Raw genomic sequence first — 25,278 nt, forward strand, 5'->3', positions numbered from 1 at the left:
GACTTTCGCCCACCAGCCCTCGATCCCCCCTCGACGACTGAACTCCGACATGCCCCGAACCGCTCCCTCGCGCCTGCCAGGACTCGACGGAATCCGCGCCGTCGCGGTCCTGCTCGTCGTCGTGTACCACCTGTTCCCGGCGCTGCCGGCGGGCTTCCTCGGGGTCGACGTCTTCTTCGTGATCTCGGGGTTCCTGATCACCACCCTCCTGATGCGCGAGCACGAGGAGCACGGGCGCATCCGACTGCTCGAGTTCTGGCGACGCCGCGCGCGGCGCCTGCTGCCCGCGATCGGGGTGGTGGTCCTCGTCAGCGCGTCGCTCGCATGGACGATCGGCGGCGATGTCCTCGTGGGCCTCGGATCACAGCTCGCCGGAGCTGCGACCTTCGCCTACAACTGGGTCGCGGTCGCGGCCGGGTCGTCGTACTTCGGGGGGCTCGACTCCTCCGCGCCGGAGCTGCTCCGGAACCTCTGGTCCCTCGCCGTCGAGGAGCAGTTCTACCTGCTCTGGCCGCTCCTGCTCCCGCTCGTCCTGCGGCTGCGCCGCGGGCGCGTGATCGTCGCCGTCGCGCTGGCCGCGGCATCCGCTCTCACCGCCGTCCTGCTCGTCGGTGCGGACCCGACGCGCGTCTACTACGGGACCGACACGCACGCCTTCGGGCTGCTCCTGGGCGTCGCGCTCGCCTTCGTCCGTCCCGCTGCGCGCGAGCGCGGGGTGCCCGCCGCGCTCGGCGGGCTCGCGGTCGCGGCGATCGTCGCGCTCGCCTTCGTCACACCGGGGCGCGGTGCCGAGACCTTCCCGGTGCTGCTGCTCGCGGCATCCGTCCTCACCGTCGCCGCCATCGCCGCGGCCGTCCGCCCCGGGTCGTGGCTCGGACGCGTCCTCGACGTCGCGCCGCTGCGCTGGGTCGGTGAACGCTCGTTCGGCATCTACCTCTGGCACTGGCCGCTCGTCGTCCTGCTCACGGTCGCGACGACACGGACCTCCCCCGACGTCGCGGTGCCGCTCGAGGTCGCCGCGGCCACGCTCGTCTTGACGCTGCTGGCCGCCGAGGTGTCGTACCGCTTCGTCGAGCAGCCCGTGCGGCGACTCGGCTTCCGCGCGTCGGTCCGCGCCATCGGCCGGGCGTTCCGCGGCGGCCCCGTCCGCCGCCTCGCCGCGACGGCCGCCGTCGCCGCCGGTGCGCTCGTCGTCGCAGGGACGACCGCCGCCGTCGCCGACTCGCCGAGCGTCGCCTCGAGCGAAGCCGTCGTCGAGAACGGCGCCGCGGCGCTCAGCGCAGGATCCCACCGCTCCGATCACGCGACCCTCCCTGGCGCCGCGCTGCGCAGCGACGACGCCCTGCTGCTCCCCGAGTGCCCGAGCGCGAACCTCACCGACGACGGCGGCCTCTGCACGGCTCCGGACGGACGTCCCGCTCCCCCGGCCCCGGCACGCGTCGCCGGCGCCCGCGTGACCGCCGTCGGCGACTCCGTCATGCTCGCGTCCGCAGGCGGCCTGATCGATCGGATGCCGGGTGCCCAGATCGACGCGAAGGTGTCGCGCTCGATGAGCGCCGGCGTCGACATCGTCGACGGGCTGGCCGCACGAGGACAGTTGCGCGACTACGTCGTCGTCGGCCTCGGAACCAACGGGCCGATCGATCCCGCGGACCTCGCTCGACTCAAGAAGGACGTCGGGCCGACCCGGACGCTCGTGCTCGTCACCGCTCACGCGCCGCGCGACTGGATCCCCGGCGTGAACGACGAGCTGCGCACCTTCGCCGACCGTGCGCCCGGGGTGACGCTCGCCGACTGGTCGAAGGCGATTTCAGGTCACGAAGACCTGCTGGCGGGCGACGGCATCCACCCCGGCTCCGCCGGAGGCAAGCGTTACGCGGATGCCGTCGGCGACGCGATCGACGAGGTCGAGAACAGCCGCGCCCAGCTCGAGTATCGCGTCGAGCTCGCCCAGTGGGCCGTCGGCGACACCTTCCACCGCGCCCGCTGACCCGTCTTCGTGAGTGTCGACATCATGTCCTCTCGCCGAGAGCACACGTTGCGCGCGTGCGGGACGTGTGATGTCGGCGAGAGGACATGATCCGGACACGCGCGTCGCACGCCCCCGGGCCCGCGCCGGGGTACGAGAAAGGGCCCGCCCCGAAACGGGGGCGGGCCCTCGGATTCCCTCCGGAGAGGGAGCCTTACTTGGCCTCGTCGGCCTTTCCGTCCTCGGACGCGACGGCGTCCTCGGCGGTGGCTTCAGCAGCGGCACCCTCTTCGGGCGACTCGGCACCGGCGTCGGCGGCGTCCTCAGCGGGCGTCTCGACCTCGGTCTCCTCGACCGCGGGCTCCTCGGCAGCAGCCGGAGCGGCAGCGGCCGGAGCAGCCTTCTTGGTGGACTTCGCCTTGGGGGTGACGGGCTCGAGGACGAGCTCGATCACGGCCATGGGCGCGTTGTCGCCCTTGCGGTTGCCGACCTTCGTGATGCGGGTGTAGCCACCCTCACGCTCGGCGACCAGCGGGGCGATCTCGGCGAAAAGCTCGTGCACGACGCTCTTGTCGCCGATGACCGAGAGGACGCGGCGGCGGGCGTGCAGGTCGCCACGCTTGGCGAACGTCACCAGGCGCTCGGCGAACGGACGCAGGCGCTTGGCCTTGGTCTCGGTCGTGGTGATCGACTTGTGCGTGAACAGCGAAGCGGCGAGGTTCGCCAGCATCAGACGCTCGTGTGCGGGGCCGCCTCCGAGGCGGGCACCCTTCGTGGGCTTGGGCATGTCAATTACTCCTGGAAATGAAAGTCAGTCAAAAGGACCCGGCGAACCGAGATCCGATCAGACGGTCTCGTCGTCGTAGCCGCCGTAGAAGTGCGAGCCGTCGAACCCGGGGACCGAGTCCTTCAGCGACAGACCGAGCGAGACAAGCTTGTCCTTGACCTCGTCGACCGACTTCTGACCGAAGTTGCGGATGTTCATGAGCTGCGTCTCCGAGAGGGCGACGAGCTCGGACACCGTGTTGATGCCCTCGCGCTTGAGGCAGTTGTACGACCGGACCGAAAGGTCGAGGTCCTCGATCGGCATCGAGAGCTCGTTGGTCAGGACCTCGGCGACCGGCGCGGGGCCGATCTCGATGCCCTCGGCCTCCACGTTCAGCTCGCGAGCGAGACCGAACAGCTCGACCAGCGTGCGACCGGCCGATGCGACGGCGTCGCGGGGGCTGATCGACGACTTGGTCTCGACGTCCAGGACCAGCTTGTCGAAGTCGGTGCGCTCACCGGCACGGGTGGCGTCGACGCGGTAGCTGACCTTGAGGACGGGCGAGTAGATCGAGTCGATCGGGATCTGACCGGCCTCGGCGTACTCGTTGCGGTTCTGCGTGGCCGAGACGTAGCCGCGGCCGCGCTCGATCGTCAGCTCGAGCTCGAACTTCGCCGAGTCGTTGAGCGTCGCGATGACCAGGTCGGGGTTGTGGACCTCGACACCCGCCGGAGCGGAGATGTCGGCGGCCGTGACCTCGCCGGCGCCCGTCTTGCGCAGGTACGCGGTGATGGGCTCGTCGCGCTCGCTCGACACCACGAGCTGCTTGATGTTCAGGATGATCTCGGTGACATCTTCCTTCACACCCGGGACCGTGCTGAACTCGTGCAGCACGCCGTCGATGCGGATGCTGGTGACCGCGGCGCCGGGGATCGACGACAGCAGGCTGCGACGCAGCGCGTTGCCGATCGTGTAGCCGAAGCCGGGCTCCAGGGGCTCGATGACGAACCGACTACGGAAGTCGCCGACCTTCTCCTCGGTCAGAGTGGGACGCTGTGCAATGAGCACTATGTGTTCCTTTCAATCACGTGACCGCTATATGACACGTGCAATTGGTGAAGTGTTGAGTTGTGTCCGGGATGCCGGGGCGCGACACGCGTCGCTGCCCCCGGCATCCGTCGAGGATCAGACGCGGCGGCGCTTCGGGGGACGGCAGCCGTTGTGGGCCTGCGGCGTGACGTCCTGGATCGAACCGACCTCGAGGCCGGCAGCGGTCAGCGAACGGATCGCGGTCTCGCGGCCCGAGCCGGGGCCCTTGACGAAGACGTCGACCTTCTTGACGCCGTGCTCCTGCGCCTGACGCGCAGCGGACTCGGCGGCCATGCCGGCAGCGTACGGGGTCGACTTGCGCGAGCCCTTGAAGCCGACGCCACCCGAGGAGGCCCAGCTGATGACCGCGCCCGAGGGGTCGGTGATCGAAACGATCGTGTTGTTGAACGTCGACTTGATGTGGGCCTGGCCCAGCGCGATGTTCTTCTTCTCCTTGCGGCGCGGCTTGCGCGCTGCGGACTTGGCCTGTGCCATGTGAGTGTTCTCCTAAACCTGTGGCGGCGGCGCTTTAGCGCGCCTTCTTCTTGCCGGCGACGGTGCGCTTGGGACCCTTGCGGGTACGCGCGTTGGTCTTCGTGCGCTGGCCGCGCACAGGCAGGCCGCGACGGTGGCGGATGCCCTCGTACGAGCCGATCTCGACCTTGCGGCGGATGTCAGCGGCGACCTCGCGGCGGAGGTCACCTTCCACCTTGTAGGTGCCTTCGATGTGGTCGCGGAGCGCAACCAGCTGCTCGTCGCTGAGGTCCTTGACGCGGATCGACTCGTCGATACCGGTCGAGCTGAGGATCTCGACGGAGCGGGTACGGCCGATGCCGTAGATGTAGGTGAGGGCGATCACCACGCGCTTGTCGCGCGGGATGTCAACGCCGGCAAGACGTGCCATGCGATGTCTCCTAGGAGTCAGTGGAGGTGTGGAGCAGGATCGGTGCCCGGGCCTCCGACCCGAGGTGTCCCCCGCTGAGCGGGTTCTGATCCTGCCGAGATGTGTTCAGTTGTGAGCCTGCGAGCCGCGCGAGGCGCGGCATCCCATCAGCCCTGGCGCTGCTTGTGACGCGGGTTCGACTTGCAGATGACCATGACGCGACCGTGTCGGCGGATGACCTTGCAGTGGTCGCAGATGGGCTTGACGGAGGGGTTGACCTTCATGATGTTCCTGATTCGCTGTCTTCGCCGACGCTCTGGCGAGCGGGGCGTTACTTCTCGACCGGTCTAGCGGTAGCGGTAGACGATGCGGCCGCGGGTCAGGTCGTAGGGCGACAGCTCCACGACCACACGGTCCTCGGGGATGATGCGGATGTAGTTCTGCCGCATCTTTCCGGAGATCGTGGCCAGGACCTTGTGACCGTTGCTGAGCTCGACGCGGAACATCGCGTTCGGCAAAGCCTCGGAGATCACGCCTTCGATCTCGATGACACCGTCTTTCTTGGCCATACGCTCGCTTACAGTTGGCAGACCGGTCGGTCTGCGGTGAGTGGGGTTTCTGGTGACACGCCGAAACAGGCGCAACGCACCAAAGATTTAGTGTACGTGATATCGGAGCACCCCGCCACTCGGGCGCGTCGCGTCGTCGACGCCCGCCCTGCGCCCCGACGCGTCAGCGCGAGGTGAGGTTGGCGACGATGTCGGTCTCGGGGTCGTAGGTCACGGGGACGAGTGTGTCGTTGACCATCAACGTCGGGGTGCCGGTGGCGCCCTCAGGCAGCTGCTGCTGCTGCGCGAAGGTTTTGTACTCGCCGTCCTTGATCGACTTCTCGAGAGCGGCGGTCACGTTCACGCCCGAATCCTTGGCGAGCTGGATGAGTTCGTCGTCGGTCAGTCCGGGGGTCTGCTCCTCCGGCCGCTTGTCCCAGAGCGCACGGAAGAAGGCGTACGCGTTGTCGGGGTCCGCCTCGGCGACCGCGTACATGGCGGATGCCGCACGGCTCGAGTACTCGGTGCCCTGAGACAGGCGATCGAGGATCGTGACCGGGTGGACCTCGAGGGTGATGCTGCCGTCGTCGACCAGGCCCGAGATCGTCTTGCCCTCGGTCTCCTCGAACTGGCCGCAGTACGGGCACATGAAGTCGACATAGGTAGCGACCTTGTCGGGGCCGTCGCCGAAGGTGATGGCCCCGGTCTCACGATTGATGCCACCGGCCTGCGGCACGGGGCCGGGGTCGGTCGCACGCGTGTTCAGGACCGCAACGACAGCGATGACGCCGACGAGGACGGCGACCACCCCCGCACTGACCCAGATCGCGAACCAGTTCGTCTTACGCGCGGCCGTCGCCATGTGCGTGTCCTCTCAGGAGATGGGGGTCGGGGTGACGCCGAACTGCGCGAGTCCCGCGGCGCCGCCGTCGGGAGCGGTCAGCACCCAGATACCTCCATCGTGCACCGCGACGCTATGTTCCCAATGGGAGCCGTCCTCGCCGTCGACCGTGCTGACGGTCCAGTCGTCGTCCTCGACGAGGGTCGCCTCGTCGCCGCCGACGATCATCGGCTCGATCGCGACGCAGAGCCCGGGACGCACGTCCGGACCGAGGTCCTCGACGCGGTAGTTGAAGACCGTCGGGCCCTCGTGCATCTTGCGGCCGATCCCGTGGCCGACGTAGTCGCGGAGGATGCCGTAGCCCTCCCCCGACGCCTCGACGTAGGTCTGCACGGCGTCGCCGACCTCACCGACGCGCGCGGCGGAGGCGAGCGCGGCGATGCCGGCCCACAGCGACCCTTCGGTCACATCCGACAGCCGCTGACGACGCTCGACGAGCTCGGGACGGTCAGGGTCGGGGATGACGATGGTGATCGCCGAGTCGCCGTTCCACCCGTCGAACTGCGCACCGCAGTCGATGGAGACGATGTCGCCCGGCTCCAGGACCCGATCACCCGGGATGCCGTGCACGACCTCCTGGTTCACCGAGATGCACGTGGTGTGCCGGTAGCCGCGGACGAGCTGGAAGTTCGACTCCGCACCGCGGGCGAGGATCGTCGCCTCGGCGATGGCATCGAGCTCGGCTGTCGTCACCCCGGCACGGACAGCCGGACGCACGGCGTCGAGCGCGGCGGCCGTGATCAGCCCCGGCTCCACCATGGCCCGCAGCTGCGCCGGGGTCTTGTAGATCGAGCGACGGAAGACCATCAGGCGGTGATGCCGCGAGCCGCGAGAGCCGCGGTGATCCGCTCGGTGATCTCGTCGAGCGAGCCGACGCCGTCGACCTCGTCGACGATGCCGCGTTCGCGGTAGACGTCGAGGATCGGCGCGGTCTCCGACTCGTAGATCGACAGACGCTTCGCGATCGACTCCTCGTTGTCGTCGGCGCGACCCTGTTCGGCAGCGCGGCGCGAGAGGCGGGCGATCGACTCGTCACGCGGGACCGAGAGCTCGATGACCGCAGTGAGCGGCTCGCCGCGTCCGTCGAGGAAGGTGTCGAGGTCGCCGACCTGGCCCAGGTTCCGCGGGTACCCGTCGAGGAGGAACCCCTGCGCGGCATCCTCCTGCGACAGCCGGTCGCGGACGATCTCGCTGGTCAACGCGTCGGAGACGAGGTCACCGGCGTCGATGAGCGCCTTCACCTTCAGCCCCAGCTCGGTGCCTTCCTTCACGTTCGCGCGGAAGACGTCTCCGGTGGAGATGGTCGGGATGCCGAGATGATCGGCGATCCGAGCCCCCTGCGTCCCCTTGCCCGAACCTTGCGGGCCGATGATCAGGAGGCGGGCGGGGGTCTGCGTCATCGGAGGAGTCCTTCGTAGTGGCGCTGCTGGAGCTGGGCGTCGATCTGCTTCACGGTCTCGAGTCCCACACCGACGATGATGAGGATCGAGGCGCCGCCGAACGGGAAGTTCTGGTTGGCGCCGACCGTCGCGAGGGCGAGGAGCGGAAGCAGGGCGATGAGGCCCAGGTAGATGGAGCCCGGCAGGGTGATGCGGGTGAGCACGTAGTCGAGGTACTCGGCGGTGGGACGACCCGCACGGATGCCGGGGATGAAGCCGCCGTACTTCTTCATGTTGTCGGCGACCTCGACCGGGTTGAACGTGATCGCGACGTAGAAGTAGGTGAACCCGATGATGAGCAGGAAGTACACCGCCATGTACAGCGGGTGGTCTCCGTTGACGAAGTTGGCCTGGATCCACGAGACCCAGCCGGGAACGCTGCCGTCCGCCGCGGGGTTCGCGTTGAACTGCGCGATCAGAGCCGGGATGTACAGGAGCGACGACGCGAAGATGACGGGCACGACGCCGGCCATGTTCACCTTGATCGGGATGTAGGTGTTGCTGCCGCCGAGCGTGCGCCGGCCGACCATCCGCTTGGCGTACTGGACCGGGACACGGCGCTGCGACTGCTCGACGAAGACGACCAGCGCGACGGTGGCGATGCCGACGGCGAGGACGAGGAGGAAGATCTCGAAGCTGCGGGCGACGGCGATGCTCCACAGGGCGGAGGGGAAGGTCGCCGCGATCGAGGTGAAGATCAGGAGCGACATGCCGTTGCCGATTCCGCGCTCGGTGACGAGCTCGGCCATCCACATGATGAGGCCGGTACCGGCGGTCAGCGTGACGATCATGAGCAGCTGCGCCCACCACGCCTCGTCGGTGAGGAGCTGCTGGCACTCGGGGACGCCCGTGATGCCGAACAGCTGACCGGAGCGGGCCACCGTGACGAGGGTGGTCGACTGCAGCAGCGCCAGCGCGATCGTGAGGTAGCGGGTGTACTGGGTGAGCTTGGCCTGACCGGCCTGGCCCTCCTTGTACAGCGTCTCGAAGTGAGGGATCACGACGCGCAGGAGCTGAACGATGATCGTGCCCGTGATGTACGGCATGACGCCGAGGGCGAAGATCGACAGCTGCAACAGCGCGCCACCCGAGAAGAGGTTGACGAGCGAGAGGAGCCCCTCGGTGGACCCGGACTGGTCCAGGCAGGTCTTCACGTTCGGGAAGTCGACGAACGGAGCCGGAATGTGCGCACCGAATCGGTAGATGGCGATGATGCCGAGCGTGAAGCCGATCTTCCGACGCAGATCCGGAGTGCGGAAGACCCGCGCAATAGCGCTGAACAAAGGGATTTCCTCCAGTGGGATGCCGGGCGCGTCGGGGCGCGCCGCATTCCAACATACGGCAACAGGGGCCGGAGGTTACCCTCCGGCCCCTGGCACGTGATTACTTGATCGAACCGCCAGCGGCGACGATCTTCTGCTCGGCCGATCCCGAGACCTTGTCGACGGAGACCGTCAGCGCGACCGAGATGTCGCCGGTGCCGAGCACCTTGACCTTCTCGTTCTTGCGGACGGCGCCCTTGGCGACCAGATCCGTGATGGTGACGTCGCCACCATTGGGGTACAGCTCCGCGAGCTTGTCGAGGTTGACCACCTGGTACTCGACGCGGAACGGGTTCTTGAACCCGCGCAGCTTCGGCGTACGCATGTGGAGGGGCATCTGCCCACCCTCGAAGCCCACCTTGACCTGGTAACGAGCCTTCGTACCCTTGGTACCGCGGCCCGACGTCTTACCCTTCGAGCCCTCACCGCGACCGACACGGGTCTTCGCGACGTTGGCACCGGGGACCGGACGCAGGTGGTGGACCTTCAGCACGCCGGGGCGCGCCGCATCCTTCTTCGGGGCAGCCTTGTCGGCAGCGGGCTTGGCCGCAGCCTTCCGGGTTGCCGGCTTCTTGGCCTTGGGCTCGACGGTCTCGACCGTCTCGTCCTTCTTCTCAGCCATCAGTCGATCTCCTCAACCTTCACGAGGTGCGCGACGGTCTTGATGTAGCCGCGCGTCTGCGCGTCATCCGGACGAACGACGGAGTCGTTGATCCGCTTCAGACCGAGCGAACGCAGCGTGTCACGCTGGTTCTGCTTTTCGCTCACCTTGGACTTGACCTGGGTCACCTTCAGACGAGCAGCCATCATGCACCCACCTTTGCAGCCTTCGTTGCCTCAGCCTCGGCACGGACCAGACGCGCGGGCGCGACCTGGTCGAAGTCGAGACCACGACGAGCGGCGACGGCGCGCGGCTCCTCGAGGGCCTTCAGCGCCGCGACGGTCGCGTGCACGATGTTGATCGTGTTCGACGAACCGAGCGACTTCGAGAGCACGTCGTGGATGCCGGCGCACTCGAGGACGGCGCGGACCGGGCCACCGGCGATAACACCGGTACCGGCAGCAGCCGGACGCAGCAGCACGACACCGGCAGCAGCCTCACCCTGGACGGGGTGCGGGATGCTCGAGCCGACGCGGGGCACGCGGAAGAAGTTGCGCTTGGCCTCTTCGACACCCTTGGAGATGGCGAGGGGGACCTCACGCGCCTTGCCGTAGCCGACGCCCACGAGACCGTTGCCGTCACCCACGACGACGAGCGCCGTGAAGCTGAAGCGACGACCACCCTTGACGACCTTCGACACGCGGTTGATCGTGACGACGCGCTCCAGGAACTGGTTGTCGCCGCGGTCGCGCGAGTTGCGGTCGCGGGTCTGGCTGCGCTCGCGGCCACCGCGGCGCGGCTCGCGCTCACGCTCGGCGGGCGCCTCGGCCGTAGCCGCAGCCGCAGCGGGCTGCTCGGTCGCGGTCACTTCGTTCTCCTTGTTCTCGGTCACAGGTTCAGACCTCCTTCGCGAGCGCCATCGGCGATCGCAGCGACGCGGCCCGCGTAGCGGTTACCGCCGCGGTCGAACACGACCGTCTCGATGCCGGCTGCCTTGGCACGCTCAGCGACGAGCTCGCCGACCTTGCGGGCCTTGGCGGTCTTGTCACCCTCGAACGTGCGCAGGCCCGACTCGAGGGTCGAGGCGGAAGCCAGCGTGGTGCCCTTGCTGTCGTCGACGAGCTGAACGAAGACGTGGCGGGCGGAGCGGGTCACAACGAGACGCGGACGCACCTCGGTGCCCACGATCTTCTTGCGAAGACGGGCGTGACGACGCGAACGTGCGTCGGACTTCGACTTGAGAGCCATGGTTACTTACCACTCTTTCCGGCCTTGCGGCGAACGACCTCGCCCGCGTACCGCACACCCTTGCCCTTGTACGGCTCGGGCTTGCGGATCTTGCGGATGTTGGCAGCTGCCTCGCCGACGGCCTGCTTCGAGATACCGGCGACGGTGAGCTTGTTGTTGCCCTCGACGGTGAGCGTGATGCCCTCCGGAGCCTCGACCAGAACAGGGTGCGAGAAGCCGAGAGCGAACTCGACCGCCGTGCCCTTCTGAGCGACGCGGTAACCGGTGCCGACGACCTCGAGGCCCTTGGTGTAGCCCTGGGTCACGCCGATGATGTTGTTGTTGATGAGGGTGCGGGTGAGCCCGTGGAGAGCACGCGACTCGCGCTCGTCGTCGGGGCGCGAGACCAGAACCTGGTTCTCCTCGACCTTGACCTCGATGGGCTGCGAAACGGTGAGGTTCAGCTCACCCTTCGGGCCCTTGACGGCGACGTCCTGGCCGGAGACCGAAACGGTCACACCGGCGGGGATGTCGATGGGAAGACGTCCAATACGCGACATGTCAGATCACCACACGTAGGCGAGGACTTCCCCGCCGACGCCCTTCTGCTCGGCCTGGCGGTCCGTGAGGAGGCCAGAGGAGGTGGACAGGATCGCGACACCGAGGCCACCGAGGACCTTGGGAAGCTCGTTCGACTTCGCGTACACGCGGAGGCCGGGCTTCGAGACGCGCTTGATTCCGGCGATCGACCGCTCGCGGTTCGGGCCGTACTTGAGGGTGAGGGTCAGGGTCTGGCCGACACGAGCGTCCGAGACCTCCCAGCCGGAGATGTAGCCCTCCTGCTGGAGGATCTCGGCGATGTGCGTCTTGAGCTTCGAGCTCGGCAGCGCGACGGAGTCGTGGTGCGCGGAGTTCGCGTTGCGCAGACGGGTCAGCATGTCTGCGACCGGGTCTGTCATCGTCATAAGTGTGTTCCTTTAGTCATGAGGTTTCGACTGCCGTTACACGACAGCCGACCTTCTATGAATGAGCGATATTCAGTTGTGCAGTCGTTCGGCCCCGGAGCACGCCCCGAGGCCGAACGATCGATCTTATCGGATCACGCCTGAGCGTCGGCCGACTTGAACGGGAAGCCGAGGTGCTTCAGAAGCGCCCGGCCCTCGTCATCCGTCTTGGCCGTCGTCACGATCGTGATGTCGAAACCGCGGACGCGGTCGATCTTGTCCTGGTTGATCTCGTGGAACACGGACTGCTCCTGGAGACCGAAGGTGTAGTTGCCGTTGCCGTCGAACTGGGCAGCCGACAGTCCGCGGAAGTCGCGGATGCGGGGCAGCGCCAGGTTGACGAGGCGGTCGACGAACTCCCACGCGCGGTCACCGCGCAGGGTGACGTGGGCACCGATGGGCTGACCCTCGCGCAGCTTGAACTGCGCGAGGGACTTGCGGGCCTTGGTGACGACCGGCTTCTGGCCGGTGATCTTGGTGAGGTCGTCGACCGCACCATCGATCACCTTGCTGTCGCGCGCAGCCTCACCGACACCGGTGTTGACGACGACCTTGACGAGACCGGGGATCTGCATGACGTTCGCGTAGCCGAACTCTTCCTGCAGAGCCTTCTTGATCTCGCTCTGGTACTTCTGCTTCAGGCGGGGCTGGATCTTGCCAGCCGCCGCGGCAGTTGCGTTGCTCATGTTCAGAGGTCCTTGCCGCTCTTCTTGGCGTAGCGGACGCGGACGGTGCGCTTGACGCCGTCCTTGGTCTGCTCCTCGACGCGGTGGCCGACACGGGTCGGCTTCTTGGTCGACGGGTCGACCAGCGCCACGTTGGAGATGTGGATCGGGGCTTCCATCGTCTCGATGCCGCCCGTCTTGGTGCCGCGCTGCGACTGGCCGACGCGGGTGTGCTTCGTGACGTAGTTCACGCCCTGCACGACGACACGGTTCTGCTCGACGAGGACCTCGAGGACCTCGCCCTGCTTGCCGCGGTCGCCGCCCTTGTCCTGCTTGCGGCCACTGATGACCTGAACCAGGTCACCCTTCTTGATGTGCGCCATGATCAGATGACCTCCGGTGCCAGCGAGACGATCTTCATGAACTTCTTGTCGCGAAGCTCACGGCCGACCGGGCCGAAGATACGGGTGCCGCGGGGCTCCCCGTCGTTCTTCAGGATGACGGCGGCGTTCTCGTCGAACTTGATGTACGAGCCGTCGGGACGACGGGTCGACTTGACGGTGCGGACGACGACGGCCTTGACCACGTCGCCCTTCTTGACGTTGCCGCCCGGGATCGCGTCCTTGACGGTCGCCACGATGACATCGCCCACGCCGGCGTAACGGCGGTTGGAGCCACCGAGCACGCGGATCGTGAGGAGTTCCTTGGCGCCGGTGTTGTCGGCGACCTTGAGGCGGGACTCGTTCTGGATCATGGGTTACTTCGCCTTCTCGAGAATCTCGACCAGGCGCCAGCGCTTCGTGGCGCTGAGCGGACGGGTCTCGTTGATGAGGACGAGGTCGCCGATGCCCGCGGAGTTCTGCTCGTCGTGAGCCTTCACCTTGGACGTGCGGCGGATGACCTTGCCGTAGAGGGGGTGCTTCACGCGGTCCTCGACCTCGACGACGATCGTCTTGTCCATCTTGTCGCTGACGACGTAGCCACGGCGGGCCTTGCGGTACCCACGGGCGTTGACGTCGCGGACGTCGTGCTCGGACGACTCGTGACCAGCGGCCACGGTCGCCTCGGCGGCATCCTTCTTAGCCATCACTCGGCCTCTTCCTTCGCGGCCTCAGCGGACTCGTCCGCCTTCTTGGCCTTGCTCTTCTTCGCCTTGGTGGCCGTCTCGACCGGGGCGGGGGTGGCACGGATGCCGAGCTCCCGCTCGCGGATGACGGTGTAGAGCCGCGCGATGTCGCGCTTGACCGCACGGATGCGGCCGTGGCTCTCGAGCTGGCCGGTGGCCGACTGGAAGCGCAGGTTGAACAGCTCTTCCTTGGCCTTGCGCAGCTCCTCCACGAGGCGCTGGTCTTCGAACGTGTCCAGCTCGCTCGGGGCGAGCGTCTTGGTGCCGACAGCCATTACGCGTCGCCCTCCTCGCGCTTGATGATGCGTGCCTTGAGCGGCAGCTTGTGGATGGCACGGGTCAGGGCCTCACGAGCGAGTTCCTCGTTGACGCCCGCGACCTCGAAGAGGACGCGACCCGGCTTGACGTTGGCGACCCACCACTCCGGCGAACCCTTACCGGAACCCATGCGGGTTTCGGCCGGCTTCTTGGTGAGCGGACGGTCGGGGTAGATGTTGATCCACACCTTTCCACCACGCTTGATGTGACGCGTCATGGCGATACGAGCGGACTCGATCTGACGGTTCGTCACGTAAGCGGGGGTCAGCGCCTGGATGCCGAACTCACCGAAGCTGACCGTCGTGCCGCCGGTGGCGGCGCCGTCGCGCTTCGGGTGGTGCTGCTTGCGGTACTTGACCTTGCGGGGAATAAGCATCAGGCTGACGCTCCTTCTGCGACAGGGGCCTCGTTGCGCGGGCCACGGCGGCGGTCGCCACCACGGTCGTCACGACGGGACTTCGGTGCGTTGGCCTGCTCGCGAGCGAGCTCCTTGTTGGTGAGGTCGCCCTTGTAGATCCAGACCTTCACGCCGATGCGGCCGAAGGTGGTCTTGGCCTCGTAGAAGCCGTAGTCGATGTTCGCGCGGAGCGTGTGCAGGGGCACACGGCCTTCGCGGTAGAACTCCGACCGGCTCATCTCGGCGCCGCCGAGACGGCCGGAGACCTGGATGCGGACACCCTTGGCGCCGGCGCGCTGAGCGCCCTGCAGACCCTTGCGCATCGCGCGGCGGAAAGCCACACGAGCGGAGAGCTGCTCGGCGATGCCCTGGGCGACCAGCTGAGCGTCGGCCTCGGGGTTCTTGACCTCGAGGATGTTCAGCTGGATCTGCTTGCCGGTGAGCTTCTCGAGGTCGGCGCGGATGCGCTCGGCCTCGGCGCCGCGGCGGCCGATCACGATGCCCGGACGGGCGGTGTGGATGTCGACGCGGACGCGGTCACGCGTGCGCTCGATCTCGATGTTGCTCACGCCGGCACGGTCGAGCGACGTCGTCAGGAGACGACGGATCTTGACGTCCTCGGCCACGTAGTCGGCGTAACGCTGTCCCGGCTTGGTGGAGTCGGAGAACCAACGCGACACGTGGTCGGTGGTGATGCCGAGGCGGAAGCCGTACGGGTTGACCTTCTGTCCCATTACTTGCTCGCCTTCTTGGTGTCAGCCGCTGCAGTGTCCGCGACCTCGGGGGTCGAGAGCACCACGGTGATGTGGCTGGTGCGCTTCTTGATCTGGAACGCGCGACCCTGGGCGCGGGGCTGGAAACGCTTGAGCGTCGTGCCCTCGTCCACGTAGGCGTTCTTCACGTACAGATCCTGGTCGTCCAGGAACTCGTTGTCCTTGTCGGCCTTCACACGAGCATTCGCGACCGCGGAGGCCACGAGCTTGTAGATGGGCTCGCTGGCACCCTGGGGAGCGAACTTCAGGATGGCGAGAGCCTCCTGAGCCTGCTTGCCCTTGATGAGCGCGACGACACGACGAGCCTTCTGAGGGGTCACGCGGATGTGCTTCACGCGTGCGATGGATTCCACCATTACTACTCCTCCTCTTCCTCTCTCTGAGAGCGCCACCGCCTTAGCGGCGACGACCCTTCTTGTCGTCCTTCTCGTGGCCGCGGAAGGTGCGGGTGGGCGCGAACTCGCCCAGCTTGTGACCGACCATGGTCTCGGACACGAACACGGGGATGTGCTTGCGTCCGTCGTGCACGGCGATGGTGTGACCCAGCATGGCCGGGATGATCATCGAACGGCGCGACCAGGTCTTGATGACGTTCTTGGTACCGGCTTCGTTCTGCGAGACGACCTTGCGAAGCAGGTGCTCGTCGACGAAGGGGCCCTTCTTAAGGCTGCGAGGCATCTTCCTCTACTCCTACTTCCGCTTCTTGCCGGCGTTGCGACGGCGAACGATCAACTTGTCGCTTTCCTTGTTGGGGTGCCGGGTACGACCCTCGGCCTGGCCCCAAGGAGTGACGGGGTGACGTCCACCGGAGGTCTTACCCTCACCACCACCGTGCGGGTGGTCGACCGGGTTCATGGCGACACCACGCACGGTCGGGCGGATGCCCTTCCAGCGGTTACGGCCGGCCTTACCCCAGTTGATGTTGGACTGCTCGGCGTTGCCGACCTCGCCGATCGTCGCGCGGCAGCGCGCGTCGACGTTGCGGATCTCGCCCGAGGGCAGACGCAGCTGCGCGTACGGGCCGTCCTTCGCCACGAGGCGGACGGACGCACCGGCGGAACGTGCCATCTTCGCGCCGCCGCCGGGGCGGAGCTCGATCGCGTGGATCACGGTACCGGTGGGGATGTTGCGCAGCGGCAGGTTGTTGCCGGGCTTGATGTCAGCGCCGGCGCCCGACTCGACGATGTCACCCTGCGACAGCTTGTTCGGGGCGAGGATGTAACGCTTCTCACCGTCGAAGTAGTGCAGCAGTGCGATGCGCGCGGTGCGGTTGGGGTCGTACTCGATGTGAGCGACCTTGGCGTTGATGCCGTCCTTGTCGTTACGACGGAAGTCGATGACGCGGTACTGGCGCTTGTGGCCACCACCGATGTGACGGGTCGTGATGCGGCCCTGGTTGTTGCGACCACCGGTCTTCGCCAGCGGGCGAAGAAGCGACTTCTCGGGCGTCGATCGCGTGATCTCAGCGAAGTCGGCGACCGACGAACCGCGACGACCGGGGGTCGTGGGCTTGTACTTGCGAATAGCCATGTCTCTAGTCCTCTATCCCAGCTGTCAGCCGACGGCCGTGAAGATGTCGATGGTGCCCGACTTCAGGCTCACGATGGCGCGCTTGGTGTCCTTGCGCTTACCGGTGCCGAAACGGGTGCGGCGGGACTTGCCCGGGCGGTTGAGCGTGTTCACCGACGCGACCTTGACGCCGAAGATCTTCTCGATGGCGAGCTTGATCTCGGTCTTGGTGGCGCGGGGGTCCACGAGGAACGTGTACTTGCCCTCGTCGATGAGCCCGTAGCTCTTCTCGGAGACGACCGGCTTCAGGATGATGTCGCGCGGGTCCTTGTTGACGGCGGTCATGCCGAGACCTCCTCGGTGGAGCCGGCCTTCGCAGCGACGAACGCGTCGTAGGCGGCCTTGGTGAAGACGATGTCGTCGGAGACGAGCACGTCGTAGGCGTTGAGCTGGTCGAACGTCAGAACGTGGACGTACGCGAGGTTGCGGACGCTCTTGACGGTCAGCTCGTCATCACGGGTGATGACGACCATGACGTTCTTGGTCGGCGCGAGCTGGCCGAGGACCGCGACAGCGGCCTTCGTCGAGGGCGCGCCTTCGATGCCGAACGAGTCGACAACGTGCAGACGGCCACCGCGTGCCCGGTCACTGAGCGCGCCCAGCAGGGCGGCGGCGACCATCTTCTTGGGGGTGCGCTGCGAGTAGTTGCGCGGCTTCGGTCCGTGGACGATGCCACCACCGGTCATGTGCGGCGCGCGGATCGAGCCCTGACGGGCGTTACCCGTGCCCTTCTGCTTGAAGGGCTTGCGGCCGGCACCCGAGACCTCACCGCGACGCTTGGTCGAGTGGGTTCCCTGGCGAGCCGCCGCGAGCTGCGCGACGACGACCTGGTGGATGAGGGGGATGTTCGTCTTGACGTCGAACAGTGCGGCGGGCAGCTCAACGGAGCCGGCCTTGTTGCCGTCTGCCTTCACGACGTCGAGCGCGAGAGTCGAGTCAGCCATGATCAGGCACCCTTCACTGCGTTGCGGACGTAGACGATGCGGCCACGAGCACCGGGGACGGCGCCCTTGACGAGCAGCAGACCCTTCTCGGCGTCGACGGCGTGCACCGTGAGGTTGAGGACGGTCACGCGCTCGCCACCCATACGGCCGGCCATGCGCATGCCCTTGAAGACGCGGCTCGGGGTCGACGATGCGCCGATCGAGCCGGGCTTGCGGTGGTTGCGGTGCGCACCGTGCGAAGCCGAGACGCCCTTGAAGTTGTGACGCTTCATGACACCGGCGAAGCCCTTGCCCTTGCTGGTGCCGACGACGTCGACCAGCTGGCCGGCCTCGAAGGTGGCGTCGACGGTGAGCTCCTGACCGAGTGAGTAGTCAGCGGCATCCGCCGTGCGCACCTCGGTGAGGTGACGACGCGGGGTCACACCAGCAGCCTCGAAGTGAGCCGACTGGGGCTTGTTGACCTTGCGGGGGTCGATCTGGCCGTAAGCGATCTGAACGGCGTTGTAGCCGTCGCGCTCGGGCGTGCGCACCTGGGTCACCACGTTGGGGGCGACTTCGATGACGGTGACGGGAACGACCTTGCCGTTCTCGTCCCAGACCTGGGTCATGCCGAGCTTGGTGCCCAGCAGGCCCTTGGAAACCTTGGAGTTGATGTCAGCCATGATGATCGACCTCAGAGCTTGATCTCGATGTTGACGTCGGCCGGGAGGTCGAGACGCATCAGCGAGTCGACGGCCTTGGGCGTCGGGTCGATGATGTCGATGAGGCGCTTGTGGGTGCGCATCTCGAAGTGCTCGCGGCTGTCCTTGTACTTGTGCGGCGAACGGATCACGGCGACCACGTTCTTCTCGGTCGGAAGGGGCACGGGGCCCACGACCGTCGCGCCCGCACGGGTCACGGTGTCGACGATTTTGCGTGCCGACGAGTCGATGACCTCGTGGTCATACGACTTCAGGCGAATGCGGATCTTCTGTCCCGCCATTGTCTGCTCACTCTCTTTCTCGCGTCATACCTCGGGGGCATTGGACGCACGGGGCGCTTACGCGCCGGGCACTTCTCCCCGCCCGGAGGCGAGGTGATCGGCACCGCTGTTCTGATGTCATTCCGCAGGGCTACCCGCGGCATCCCGTCCCCCGCGCACGCATGCGAACGAATCCGTTTCCGGAGCGGGGTGTGGGGATGTGATGTTCTGCTGCCCGCGGCCTAGGCAGTGACGCCTATGCACTGCCCTGGCAGTGATCCCGCGCGAAACGCAGGAATGTGGAACCTGTACAGTCTACGTGCCGTTCGGGCGTGTCGCAAACCCGGGCGTGTCGCGCGCCGGGGTAACCTCCCCGCCACCACGGAGAAGGGGTCGGATGCCGCGGCATCCGACCCCTTCTCCGGGTTCGAGATCACTCGTTGCCGATGCGCCGATCCACGTTGTCACGGACGTCGTCGACCTTCGCGTCGACGGAGTCGGGGGCTACCTTCTTGACGAAGTCGGCCGCGGCATCGAGGACCTTGTCGCTCACGTCCTCGGCCTTATCGGACTTCAGGTTCTTCTCGATCTCGTCCTTGTGCTGCTCGAGGAACTGCTTCCCCTTGCCCACGATGTCGTCGATTCCCATGCTCTTCCTCATCTCCGTCGATGCTCGCGCAGGTGCCGCGGCGCGGTCAGTCTAGATCGCCGACGATCGACGCGGCACCCCTTGCAGGAACGACGAAGGGGCCGGGCCCGAAGGCCCGACCCCTGTCGGTGAAGTCCGAGGACTTACTTGATGATCTTGGTCACCGTGCCGGCGCCGACGGTGCGGCCACCCTCACGGATCGCGAAGCCGAGTCCATCTTCCATGGCGATGGGCTGGATGAGCTCCACCGTCATGTCCGTGGTGTCACCGGGCATGACCATCTCGGTGCCCTCGGGCAGCGAGATGACGCCGGTCACGTCCGTGGTACGGAAGTAGAACTGCGGGCGGTAGTTCGTGTAGAAGGGGTTGTGACGGCCACCCTCCTCCTTCGAGAGGATGTAGGCGGTGCCCTCGAAGTTGGTGTGCGGCGTAACCGAACCCGGCTTCACGACGACCTGGCCACGCTCGACGTCGTCGCGCTTGAGACCACGGAGGAGCAGACCACAGTTCTCGCCGGCCCAGGCCTCGTCGAGCTGCTTGTGGAACATCTCGATACCCGTGACCGTGGTCTTCTGCGTCGGGCGGATGCCGACGATCTCGACCTCGGAGTTGATGGCGAGGGTGCCACGCTCGGCGCGACCGGTGACGACCGTTCCACGACCGGTGATCGTGAAGACGTCCTCGATCGGCATGAGGAACGGCTTGTCCTTGTCACGCACGGGGTCGGGGATGTTCTCGTCAGCGGCGTCCATGAGGTCGAGGATCGACTGGACCCACTTCTCGTCGCCCTCGAGAGCCTTGAGGCCCGAGACGCGGACGACGGGAGCGTCCTCAGCGAAGCCCTGCGAGGCGAGGAGCTCGGAGACCTCGAGCTCGACGAGCTCCAGGATCTCCTCGTCGTCGACCATGTCGGCCTTGTTGAGGGCGACCATCAGGTAGGGGACGCCGACCTGCTTGGCGAGCAGGACGTGCTCGCGCGTCTGGGCCATCGGGCCGTCGGTGGCGGCGACCACGAGGATCGCGCCGTCCATCTGCGCAGCACCGGTGATCATGTTCTTGATGTAGTCAGCGTGACCCGGGGCGTCGACGTGTGCGTAGTGACGCTTCGGGGTCTCGTACTCGACGTGCGAGATGTTGATCGTGATGCCACGCTGGCGCTCTTCGGGAGCGGAGTCGATCGACGCGAAGTCACGCTGCACGTTGGTGGCCGACGGGAACTTGTCGGCGAGCACCTTCGAGATGGCAGCGGTGAGCGTGGTCTTGCCGTGGTCGACGTGACCGATCGTTCCGATGTTGACGTGCGGCTTGGTCCGCTCGAACTTGGCCTTGGCCACTGGGTCCTCCTCAGGACTGTCGTGTAGTCATCCGGGCGCTGGATTGCGACCGGGTTTCTACGGGGATGTTGTCAGTGTAGTTGACGTGACGATATTCAGTTTGGGCGGATGCCGAGGGCCGGCCCCCCGGCATCCGAAGAGCGGGTGTTACTCGCCCTTGGTCTTCTGGACGATCTCGTCGGCCACCGCGCGGGGGACCTCGGAGTAGCTGTCGAACTCCATCGCGTAGACCGCGCGACCCGAGGTCTTCGAGCGCAGGTCACCGATGTAGCCGAACATCTCCGACAGGGGGACGAGGGCGCGGACGATCTTGATGCCCGCACCGTCCTCCATGGACTGGATCTGGCCACGACGCGAGTTCAGGTCGCCGATGACGTCGCCCATGTACTCCTCGGGAGTACGGACCTCGACCGCCATGAGCGGCTCGAGGAGAACGGGGTTCGCCTTGCGGACGGCCTCCTTGAAGCCCATCGAGCCGGCGATCTTGAACGCCATCTCGGACGAGTCGACGTCGTGCGACGCGCCATCGGTCAGGATCGCCTTGACACCCACCATGGGGAAGCCGGCGAGCACGCCGACCTGCATGGCGTCCTGGAAGCCCTGGTTGGTGGGCTCGATGTACTCGCGCGGGATGCGGCCACCGGTGACCTTGTTCTCGAACTCGTAGATCTTGTCCGGCGTGACCTCGAGGGGCTCGAGGGCGAACTGGATCTTCGCGAACTGACCCGAACCACCGGTCTGCTTCTTGTGCGTGTAGTCGTGACGCTCGACGGTCTTCTTGATCGTCTCGCGGTACGCGACCTGCGGCTTGCCGACGTTGGCCTCGACGCGGAACTCGCGCTTCATGCGGTCCACGAGGATGTCGAGGTGCAGCTCGCCCATGCCCTTGATGACGGTCTGACCCGTCTCGGGGTTGAGCTCCGTGCGGAACGTCGGGTCCTCTTCGGCGAGCTTCTGGATCGCGATGCCCAGCTTCTCCTGGTCGGCCTTGGTCTTCGGCTCGATCGCGACCTCGATGACGGGCTCGGGGAACGTCATCGACTCGAGGACGACGGGCTCGGCCGGGTCTGCCAGGGTGTCACCGGTGGTGGTGTCCTTCAGGCCGATGACGGCGTAGATGTTGCCCGCGGTGACCGCGTCGACCGGGTTCTCCTTGTTGGCGTGCATCTGGAAGATCTTCCCGATGCGCTCCTTCTTGCCCTTGGTCGAGTTGATGACCTGCGCACCCGAGTCGAGCTGACCCGAGTAGACGCGGATGTAGGTCAGGCGACCGAAGAACGGGTGCACGGCGACCTTGAAGGCCAGCGCGGCGAACGGGTCGTTGGCGTCGGGGTGACGCTCGATGACCTTCTCCTCGTCCTTCGGGTCGTGCGCCTCGATGGCGGGCACGTCGAGGGGCGACGGGAGGTAGTCGACGACCGCGTCGAGCATCGGCTGGACGCCGCGGTTCTTGAACGCCGAGCCGCAGAGCACGGGGTAGAGCTCGCCGGCGACGGTCATCTTGCGGATGGCGCCCTTGATCTCGGCCAGGGTCAGCTCTTCGCCGCCGAAGAACTTCTCGAGCAGCTCGTCGTCGGACTCGGCGACGGTCTCGAGGAGCTTCTGACGGTACTCGTCAGCGCGGTCCTTGAGGTCCGCGGGGATCTCCTGGACCTCGTACTTGGCGCCCATGGTGACGTCACCCTTGGAGTCACCGGGCCACACCAGTGCGCGCATCTCGACGAGGTCGATGACGCCGACGAAGTCGTTCTCGGCACCGATCGGGAGCTGCAGCACGAGCGGCTTGGCACCGAGGCGCTTGATGATGGTGTCGACGGTGAAGTAGAAGTCCGCGCCGAGCTTGTCCATCTTGTTGACGAAGCAGATGCGGGGGACGTCGTACTTGTCGGCCTGACGCCACACGGTCTCGGACTGGGGCTCGACGCCCTCCTTGCCGTCGAAGACGGCGACGGCGCCGTCGAGGACGCGGAGCGAGCGCTCCACCTCGACGGTGAAGTCGACGTGACCGGGGGTGTCGATGATGTTGATCTGGTTCTTGTTCCAGAAGCAGGTCACGGCGGCAGACGTGATCGTGATGCCGCGCTCCTTCTCCTGCTCCATCCAGTCGGTGGTCGAGGCGCCGTCGTGGGTCTCGCCCAGCTTGTGGTTGACACCCGTGTAGAAGAGGATGCGCTCGGTCGTCGTCGTCTTGCCGGCATCGATGTGCGCCATGATGCCGATGTTGCGGACCTTGTTGAGGTCGGTGAGCACTTCTTGTGCCACGGGGTGTCCTTACGTGTAGTGACGGATGTCGCGGGGTGACCGGCCGGGGGTTGCCCGGCCGGTCACCGAGGTGCTGATTACCAGCGGTAGTGCGCGAAGGCGCGGTTCGACTCGGCCATCTTGTGGGTGTCCTCGCGGCGCTTCACCGCGGCACCGAGGCCGTTCGAGGCATCCAGGATCTCGTTCTGGAGACGCTCGGTCATGGTCTTCTCACGGCGACCCTTCGCGTACGAGACGAGCCAGCGCAGCGCGAGCGTGTTCGCGCGGTGCGGCTTGACCTCGACGGGAACCTGGTAGGTCGAGCCACCGACACGGCGGCTCTTGACCTCGAGGGTGGGGCGGACGTTGTCGAGCGCCTTCTTGAGCGTCGCGACGGCGTCCTGGCCGTTCTTCGCCTCGACACCCTTGAGGGCGTTGTAGACGATGGCCTCGGCGATGGACTTCTTGCCATCGACGAGGATCTTGTTCACCAGCTGGGTGACGATCGGAGCACCGTAGACCGGGTCGTTGACGACGACGCGGCGGGGTGCGGGTCCCTTGCGAGGCATCTAACTCAACCCTTCTTGGCGCCGTAGCGGCTGCGAGCCTGCTTACGGTTCTTGACGGCCTGGGTGTCCAGGGCGCCGCGGACGATCTTGTAACGCACACCGGGGAGGTCCTTCACACGACCACCGCGGACGAGCACGAGCGAGTGCTCCTGCAGGTTGTGACCCTCACCGGGGATGTAGGCGGTGACCTCGGTCCCGTTGCGGAGCTTCACACGAGCGACCTTGCGCATCGCCGAGTTCGGCTTCTTGGGCGTGGTCGTGTACACGCGGGTGCAGACACCCGCCTGCTGCGGGTTCGCCTTCAGGGCGGGCGCCTTGGTCTTCGAGACCTTCGGCGAGCGACCCTTGCGAACCAACTGCTGAATGGTTGGCACGTTCTCTCCTTGTCGATCTGCGCGCGGCTCTCGCCTCGCACAGGTGCTGCACGGTGACAGCGTTCGTGGTTTCACCACAGATCCATCGGCTTGCCGCGACTGCGGCGAACGGGGTGATGGATATGCCGTGGGGGTGACCTGTTCGCAGGCCCTGTCCCTGTGTGCGTTCGCCTCGCCTGCTCCGAACCGAGGCACGTCGCATTGCGCGCGTGTGCGCACACCCGCTCAATGATACGCGGGATCGCGAACCCGGGTCAAACGGGGCCGGTGTTCACCGAGAAGGCTCAGGTGACGATCGCCGCCGGTCAGGAACCGGCATCCATCCGGTGCAGTCGGAGGGCGGCGTCGCCGAGCAGGAACCTGCCCGTGACCTCGACGTCCTCCCCCGGCTGGAGCTCGACGTCCGCACCGAGCGGACTGGGGATCAGGATGCCGTTGGTCGATCCCAGATCCGTGATCCGCCAGGTGTCCCCGCGACGCTCGAGGCGGGCGTGGGTCTTCGAGACCGTGCGAGTCGCGTCGACGACGGCGACCAGCTGCGCGCGGGGGTGCGAGGGGTCGGAGACCGGGTTGCGCCCGAGCACGACGACGTCCGCGGACAGGGTGACCGTCGATGCATCGGGGAGGGCGAGCTCCCACCGGGGGTGGCCGCGCCGCACGACGACGGTGCGCTCGAGGTCGGCCTCGAAGGAGGGTGCCGCGGCCTCGTCGCGCCGGCGCTCCTGCGCCGAGACCGATGCGGCCGCCGATACGGGCGCCCCGGCGGCGGGCGACCCCGAGACGGCGGAGACCTCCCCCGTGAGCTCCGGGAACACGTCCCGCTCGTCGCGGTCGGTGCGCGCGGCCGAGCGACGCAGGCGTGTGACCGGGGCGTCGTCGCGACCGGGCACCGACGAGATGATCTCCGGGCTGCTCGCCCGCACCGGCGGACTGACCTCGGAGCGGACGGTCGGCGTGGGCGCCGTGGGGTCGGGGGCTTCGGGCGCCGGCTCTTCGAGCGACGCCGGCGCAACGTCCGATCCGGGCGACCACGGCTGCGGGGCGACGGATGCCGGAGCGGGCGCCAGCATCGCCGGGACGCCCGTCCGGGGGGTCGGGGGCGCAGGCTCGGACGTCGCCGGGAAAGGCGGCGGCGGCAGCGGCGCACCGAACTCCGGCATCGGCGTCCCGATCGGCGGATAGGTGTCGTCCGGCTGCGCCGCGGGCTGCGCGCGCACGCGCGCGGGCCGTGCGCCCCGCCACTCCGCAGGGCCGAAACCGACGATGGTGGCCCACACCGGGAACAGCAGCGCCGCCACCACCGTCATCCCCGCGCCGTACCCGAAACCCGGGTTGAGTCGATGTACCGCGACGACGACGAGGATCCAGACCGCGAGGGTTCCCAGGCCCGGGATGAGGACCAGGAGCGCCAGCCACGGCGAGAAGCCGCCCCAACGCAGGAGGACGGCGATGTTGACGATCGGCACCCACGCACGCCACGCGTCTTCGCCCATCTTGCGGAACGCAGCCGCGAGGGCCAGAGCGACCCAGATGTAGACCGCGACGCCGAGGATGCCGGTCAGCAGGCTCAGGACGACCGCCGCACCGACGTCGACTCCGTTCATCCCTC

General features: G+C 67.0%; 37 protein-coding genes. 1 reads left to right on the forward strand and 36 read right to left on the reverse strand.

All coding sequences use genetic code 11. The annotated features are described in order from the left end of the window. Nucleotides 1-49 precede the first annotated feature (49 nt). Nucleotides 50-1,990 carry an acyltransferase family protein gene (locus ABCU91_RS00375; RefSeq protein WP_413354334.1) on the forward strand — a complete coding sequence of 647 codons (1,941 nt, stop codon included), beginning with the start codon at nucleotides 50-52 and terminating at the stop codon, nucleotides 1,988-1,990. Nucleotides 1,991-2,183: 193 nt separating this feature from the next. On the opposite strand, the gene rplQ is transcribed toward ABCU91_RS00375, so the two are convergent. The 36 genes from rplQ to ABCU91_RS00555 all read right to left on the reverse strand — a co-directional run bounded on the left by rplQ (nucleotide 2,184) and on the right by ABCU91_RS00555 (nucleotide 25,273). Beyond that, complete coding sequence (gene rplQ / locus ABCU91_RS00380; protein ID WP_091356721.1) at nucleotides 2,184-2,756, reverse strand: 50S ribosomal protein L17; 573 nt, start codon at nucleotides 2,754-2,756, stop codon at nucleotides 2,184-2,186. 57 nt (nucleotides 2,757-2,813) lie between these two features. Next, nucleotides 2,814-3,803: a DNA-directed RNA polymerase subunit alpha gene (locus ABCU91_RS00385; RefSeq protein WP_018187328.1), complete on the reverse strand. Its 990-nt coding sequence runs from the start codon at nucleotides 3,801-3,803 to the stop codon at nucleotides 2,814-2,816. A gap of 117 nt (nucleotides 3,804-3,920) precedes the next feature. After that, nucleotides 3,921-4,319 (reverse strand): 30S ribosomal protein S11, encoded by a 399-nt coding sequence (gene rpsK, locus ABCU91_RS00390; protein WP_018171470.1) that lies wholly within the window; start codon nucleotides 4,317-4,319, stop codon nucleotides 3,921-3,923. 34 nt (nucleotides 4,320-4,353) lie between these two features. Next, the gene (gene rpsM / locus ABCU91_RS00395) at nucleotides 4,354-4,728 is read right to left on the reverse strand and encodes a 30S ribosomal protein S13 (RefSeq protein WP_036309878.1); all 375 of its coding nucleotides are present in this window, start codon (nucleotides 4,726-4,728) and stop codon (nucleotides 4,354-4,356) included. Between the two features lie 146 nt (nucleotides 4,729-4,874). Continuing rightward, nucleotides 4,875-4,991, reverse strand: a complete 117-nt coding sequence (rpmJ, locus tag ABCU91_RS00400) for a 50S ribosomal protein L36 (protein WP_005050492.1) — start codon at nucleotides 4,989-4,991, stop codon at nucleotides 4,875-4,877. A 63-nt stretch (nucleotides 4,992-5,054) separates the two neighbouring features. Continuing rightward, nucleotides 5,055-5,276, reverse strand: coding sequence for a translation initiation factor IF-1 (gene infA / locus ABCU91_RS00405; RefSeq protein WP_017201569.1), 222 nt, complete (start codon nucleotides 5,274-5,276; stop codon nucleotides 5,055-5,057). A 163-nt stretch (nucleotides 5,277-5,439) separates the two neighbouring features. Further along, nucleotides 5,440-6,117: a DsbA family protein gene (locus ABCU91_RS00410; RefSeq protein ID WP_091356736.1), complete on the reverse strand. Its 678-nt coding sequence runs from the start codon at nucleotides 6,115-6,117 to the stop codon at nucleotides 5,440-5,442. 12 nt (nucleotides 6,118-6,129) lie between these two features. Then, nucleotides 6,130-6,963, reverse strand: coding sequence for a type I methionyl aminopeptidase (map, locus tag ABCU91_RS00415; RefSeq protein WP_413354335.1), 834 nt, complete (start codon nucleotides 6,961-6,963; stop codon nucleotides 6,130-6,132). Continuing rightward, nucleotides 6,963-7,556 (reverse strand): adenylate kinase, encoded by a 594-nt coding sequence (locus ABCU91_RS00420; RefSeq protein WP_413354336.1) that lies wholly within the window; start codon nucleotides 7,554-7,556, stop codon nucleotides 6,963-6,965. Before ABCU91_RS00420 ends, map begins: the two co-directional genes overlap by 1 nt. Then, the gene (gene secY, locus ABCU91_RS00425; RefSeq protein ID WP_091356744.1) at nucleotides 7,553-8,878 is read right to left on the reverse strand and encodes a preprotein translocase subunit SecY; all 1,326 of its coding nucleotides are present in this window, start codon (nucleotides 8,876-8,878) and stop codon (nucleotides 7,553-7,555) included. The genes ABCU91_RS00420 and secY overlap by 4 nt, the downstream gene beginning before the upstream one ends. Nucleotides 8,879-8,978: 100 nt before the next feature. Beyond that, nucleotides 8,979-9,539 (reverse strand): 50S ribosomal protein L15, encoded by a 561-nt coding sequence (gene rplO, locus ABCU91_RS00430; RefSeq protein ID WP_065570940.1) that lies wholly within the window; start codon nucleotides 9,537-9,539, stop codon nucleotides 8,979-8,981. Continuing rightward, nucleotides 9,539-9,724 carry a 50S ribosomal protein L30 gene (gene rpmD / locus ABCU91_RS00435; protein WP_020098644.1) on the reverse strand — a complete coding sequence of 62 codons (186 nt, stop codon included), beginning with the start codon at nucleotides 9,722-9,724 and terminating at the stop codon, nucleotides 9,539-9,541. Before rpmD ends, rplO begins: the two co-directional genes overlap by 1 nt. Then, complete coding sequence (gene rpsE / locus ABCU91_RS00440; protein ID WP_091356750.1) at nucleotides 9,724-10,410, reverse strand: 30S ribosomal protein S5; 687 nt, start codon at nucleotides 10,408-10,410, stop codon at nucleotides 9,724-9,726. Before rpsE ends, rpmD begins: the two co-directional genes overlap by 1 nt. Next, a complete protein-coding gene (gene rplR / locus ABCU91_RS00445) occupies nucleotides 10,407-10,766 on the reverse strand; it encodes a 50S ribosomal protein L18 (protein ID WP_065570942.1) in 360 nt (119 codons plus the stop codon). The genes rpsE and rplR overlap by 4 nt, the downstream gene beginning before the upstream one ends. Nucleotides 10,767-10,768: 2 nt before the next feature. Beyond that, nucleotides 10,769-11,305 carry a 50S ribosomal protein L6 gene (gene rplF / locus ABCU91_RS00450; RefSeq protein ID WP_406924629.1) on the reverse strand — a complete coding sequence of 179 codons (537 nt, stop codon included), beginning with the start codon at nucleotides 11,303-11,305 and terminating at the stop codon, nucleotides 10,769-10,771. A 6-nt stretch (nucleotides 11,306-11,311) separates the two neighbouring features. Further along, complete coding sequence (rpsH, locus tag ABCU91_RS00455; protein ID WP_018187339.1) at nucleotides 11,312-11,710, reverse strand: 30S ribosomal protein S8; 399 nt, start codon at nucleotides 11,708-11,710, stop codon at nucleotides 11,312-11,314. A gap of 134 nt (nucleotides 11,711-11,844) precedes the next feature. Further along, nucleotides 11,845-12,435 (reverse strand): 50S ribosomal protein L5, encoded by a 591-nt coding sequence (gene rplE, locus ABCU91_RS00460; protein ID WP_413354338.1) that lies wholly within the window; start codon nucleotides 12,433-12,435, stop codon nucleotides 11,845-11,847. A gap of 2 nt (nucleotides 12,436-12,437) precedes the next feature. Further along, nucleotides 12,438-12,797 carry a 50S ribosomal protein L24 gene (rplX, locus tag ABCU91_RS00465; protein ID WP_406924628.1) on the reverse strand — a complete coding sequence of 120 codons (360 nt, stop codon included), beginning with the start codon at nucleotides 12,795-12,797 and terminating at the stop codon, nucleotides 12,438-12,440. Between the two features lie 2 nt (nucleotides 12,798-12,799). Next, nucleotides 12,800-13,168 carry a 50S ribosomal protein L14 gene (gene rplN, locus ABCU91_RS00470; protein WP_091356758.1) on the reverse strand — a complete coding sequence of 123 codons (369 nt, stop codon included), beginning with the start codon at nucleotides 13,166-13,168 and terminating at the stop codon, nucleotides 12,800-12,802. A gap of 3 nt (nucleotides 13,169-13,171) precedes the next feature. Beyond that, nucleotides 13,172-13,501 carry a 30S ribosomal protein S17 gene (gene rpsQ, locus ABCU91_RS00475; RefSeq protein WP_018187343.1) on the reverse strand — a complete coding sequence of 110 codons (330 nt, stop codon included), beginning with the start codon at nucleotides 13,499-13,501 and terminating at the stop codon, nucleotides 13,172-13,174. Continuing rightward, on the reverse strand, nucleotides 13,501-13,815 hold the full coding sequence (gene rpmC / locus ABCU91_RS00480) for a 50S ribosomal protein L29 (protein ID WP_018187344.1): 315 nt from the start codon (nucleotides 13,813-13,815) through the stop codon (nucleotides 13,501-13,503). Before rpmC ends, rpsQ begins: the two co-directional genes overlap by 1 nt. Then, nucleotides 13,815-14,234, reverse strand: a complete 420-nt coding sequence (gene rplP / locus ABCU91_RS00485) for a 50S ribosomal protein L16 (RefSeq protein WP_065570945.1) — start codon at nucleotides 14,232-14,234, stop codon at nucleotides 13,815-13,817. The genes rpmC and rplP overlap by 1 nt, the downstream gene beginning before the upstream one ends. Beyond that, a complete protein-coding gene (rpsC, locus tag ABCU91_RS00490) occupies nucleotides 14,234-14,989 on the reverse strand; it encodes a 30S ribosomal protein S3 (RefSeq protein WP_018187346.1) in 756 nt (251 codons plus the stop codon). Before rpsC ends, rplP begins: the two co-directional genes overlap by 1 nt. Further along, on the reverse strand, nucleotides 14,989-15,384 hold the full coding sequence (gene rplV, locus ABCU91_RS00495) for a 50S ribosomal protein L22 (protein ID WP_065570946.1): 396 nt from the start codon (nucleotides 15,382-15,384) through the stop codon (nucleotides 14,989-14,991). The genes rpsC and rplV overlap by 1 nt, the downstream gene beginning before the upstream one ends. A 40-nt stretch (nucleotides 15,385-15,424) precedes the next feature. Next, nucleotides 15,425-15,706, reverse strand: coding sequence for a 30S ribosomal protein S19 (rpsS, locus tag ABCU91_RS00500; protein WP_018187348.1), 282 nt, complete (start codon nucleotides 15,704-15,706; stop codon nucleotides 15,425-15,427). A 12-nt stretch (nucleotides 15,707-15,718) separates the two neighbouring features. Beyond that, nucleotides 15,719-16,558, reverse strand: a complete 840-nt coding sequence (gene rplB, locus ABCU91_RS00505; RefSeq protein ID WP_036309862.1) for a 50S ribosomal protein L2 — start codon at nucleotides 16,556-16,558, stop codon at nucleotides 15,719-15,721. A gap of 24 nt (nucleotides 16,559-16,582) precedes the next feature. Continuing rightward, nucleotides 16,583-16,882 carry a 50S ribosomal protein L23 gene (gene rplW / locus ABCU91_RS00510; protein ID WP_064003330.1) on the reverse strand — a complete coding sequence of 100 codons (300 nt, stop codon included), beginning with the start codon at nucleotides 16,880-16,882 and terminating at the stop codon, nucleotides 16,583-16,585. Then, a complete protein-coding gene (gene rplD / locus ABCU91_RS00515; RefSeq protein WP_413354340.1) occupies nucleotides 16,879-17,541 on the reverse strand; it encodes a 50S ribosomal protein L4 in 663 nt (220 codons plus the stop codon). Before rplD ends, rplW begins: the two co-directional genes overlap by 4 nt. 2 nt (nucleotides 17,542-17,543) lie before the next feature. Beyond that, a complete protein-coding gene (gene rplC / locus ABCU91_RS00520) occupies nucleotides 17,544-18,203 on the reverse strand; it encodes a 50S ribosomal protein L3 (RefSeq protein WP_091356766.1) in 660 nt (219 codons plus the stop codon). A gap of 11 nt (nucleotides 18,204-18,214) precedes the next feature. After that, a complete protein-coding gene (rpsJ, locus tag ABCU91_RS00525; protein ID WP_040162964.1) occupies nucleotides 18,215-18,523 on the reverse strand; it encodes a 30S ribosomal protein S10 in 309 nt (102 codons plus the stop codon). 412 nt (nucleotides 18,524-18,935) lie between these two features. Further along, nucleotides 18,936-19,163, reverse strand: coding sequence for an Rv0909 family putative TA system antitoxin (locus ABCU91_RS00530; RefSeq protein ID WP_413354341.1), 228 nt, complete (start codon nucleotides 19,161-19,163; stop codon nucleotides 18,936-18,938). 131 nt (nucleotides 19,164-19,294) lie between these two features. Next, entirely contained in the window at nucleotides 19,295-20,485 is a 1,191-nt protein-coding gene (gene tuf / locus ABCU91_RS00535; protein WP_091356773.1) for an elongation factor Tu, read from the reverse strand. A 147-nt stretch (nucleotides 20,486-20,632) separates the two neighbouring features. After that, nucleotides 20,633-22,747, reverse strand: coding sequence for an elongation factor G (gene fusA, locus ABCU91_RS00540; protein WP_065570950.1), 2,115 nt, complete (start codon nucleotides 22,745-22,747; stop codon nucleotides 20,633-20,635). Between the two features lie 77 nt (nucleotides 22,748-22,824). Next, nucleotides 22,825-23,295 (reverse strand): 30S ribosomal protein S7, encoded by a 471-nt coding sequence (gene rpsG, locus ABCU91_RS00545; protein ID WP_018187368.1) that lies wholly within the window; start codon nucleotides 23,293-23,295, stop codon nucleotides 22,825-22,827. A 5-nt stretch (nucleotides 23,296-23,300) separates the two neighbouring features. Next, entirely contained in the window at nucleotides 23,301-23,669 is a 369-nt protein-coding gene (gene rpsL / locus ABCU91_RS00550; protein WP_018171438.1) for a 30S ribosomal protein S12, read from the reverse strand. Nucleotides 23,670-23,974: 305 nt separating this feature from the next. After that, nucleotides 23,975-25,273 (reverse strand): DUF5684 domain-containing protein, encoded by a 1,299-nt coding sequence (locus ABCU91_RS00555; protein WP_413354342.1) that lies wholly within the window; start codon nucleotides 25,271-25,273, stop codon nucleotides 23,975-23,977. Nucleotides 25,274-25,278 lie beyond the last annotated feature (5 nt).

This window comes from Microbacterium phoenicis, assembly GCF_047302325.1.
In the GTDB taxonomy this organism is placed as follows: domain Bacteria; phylum Actinomycetota; class Actinomycetes; order Actinomycetales; family Microbacteriaceae; genus Microbacterium.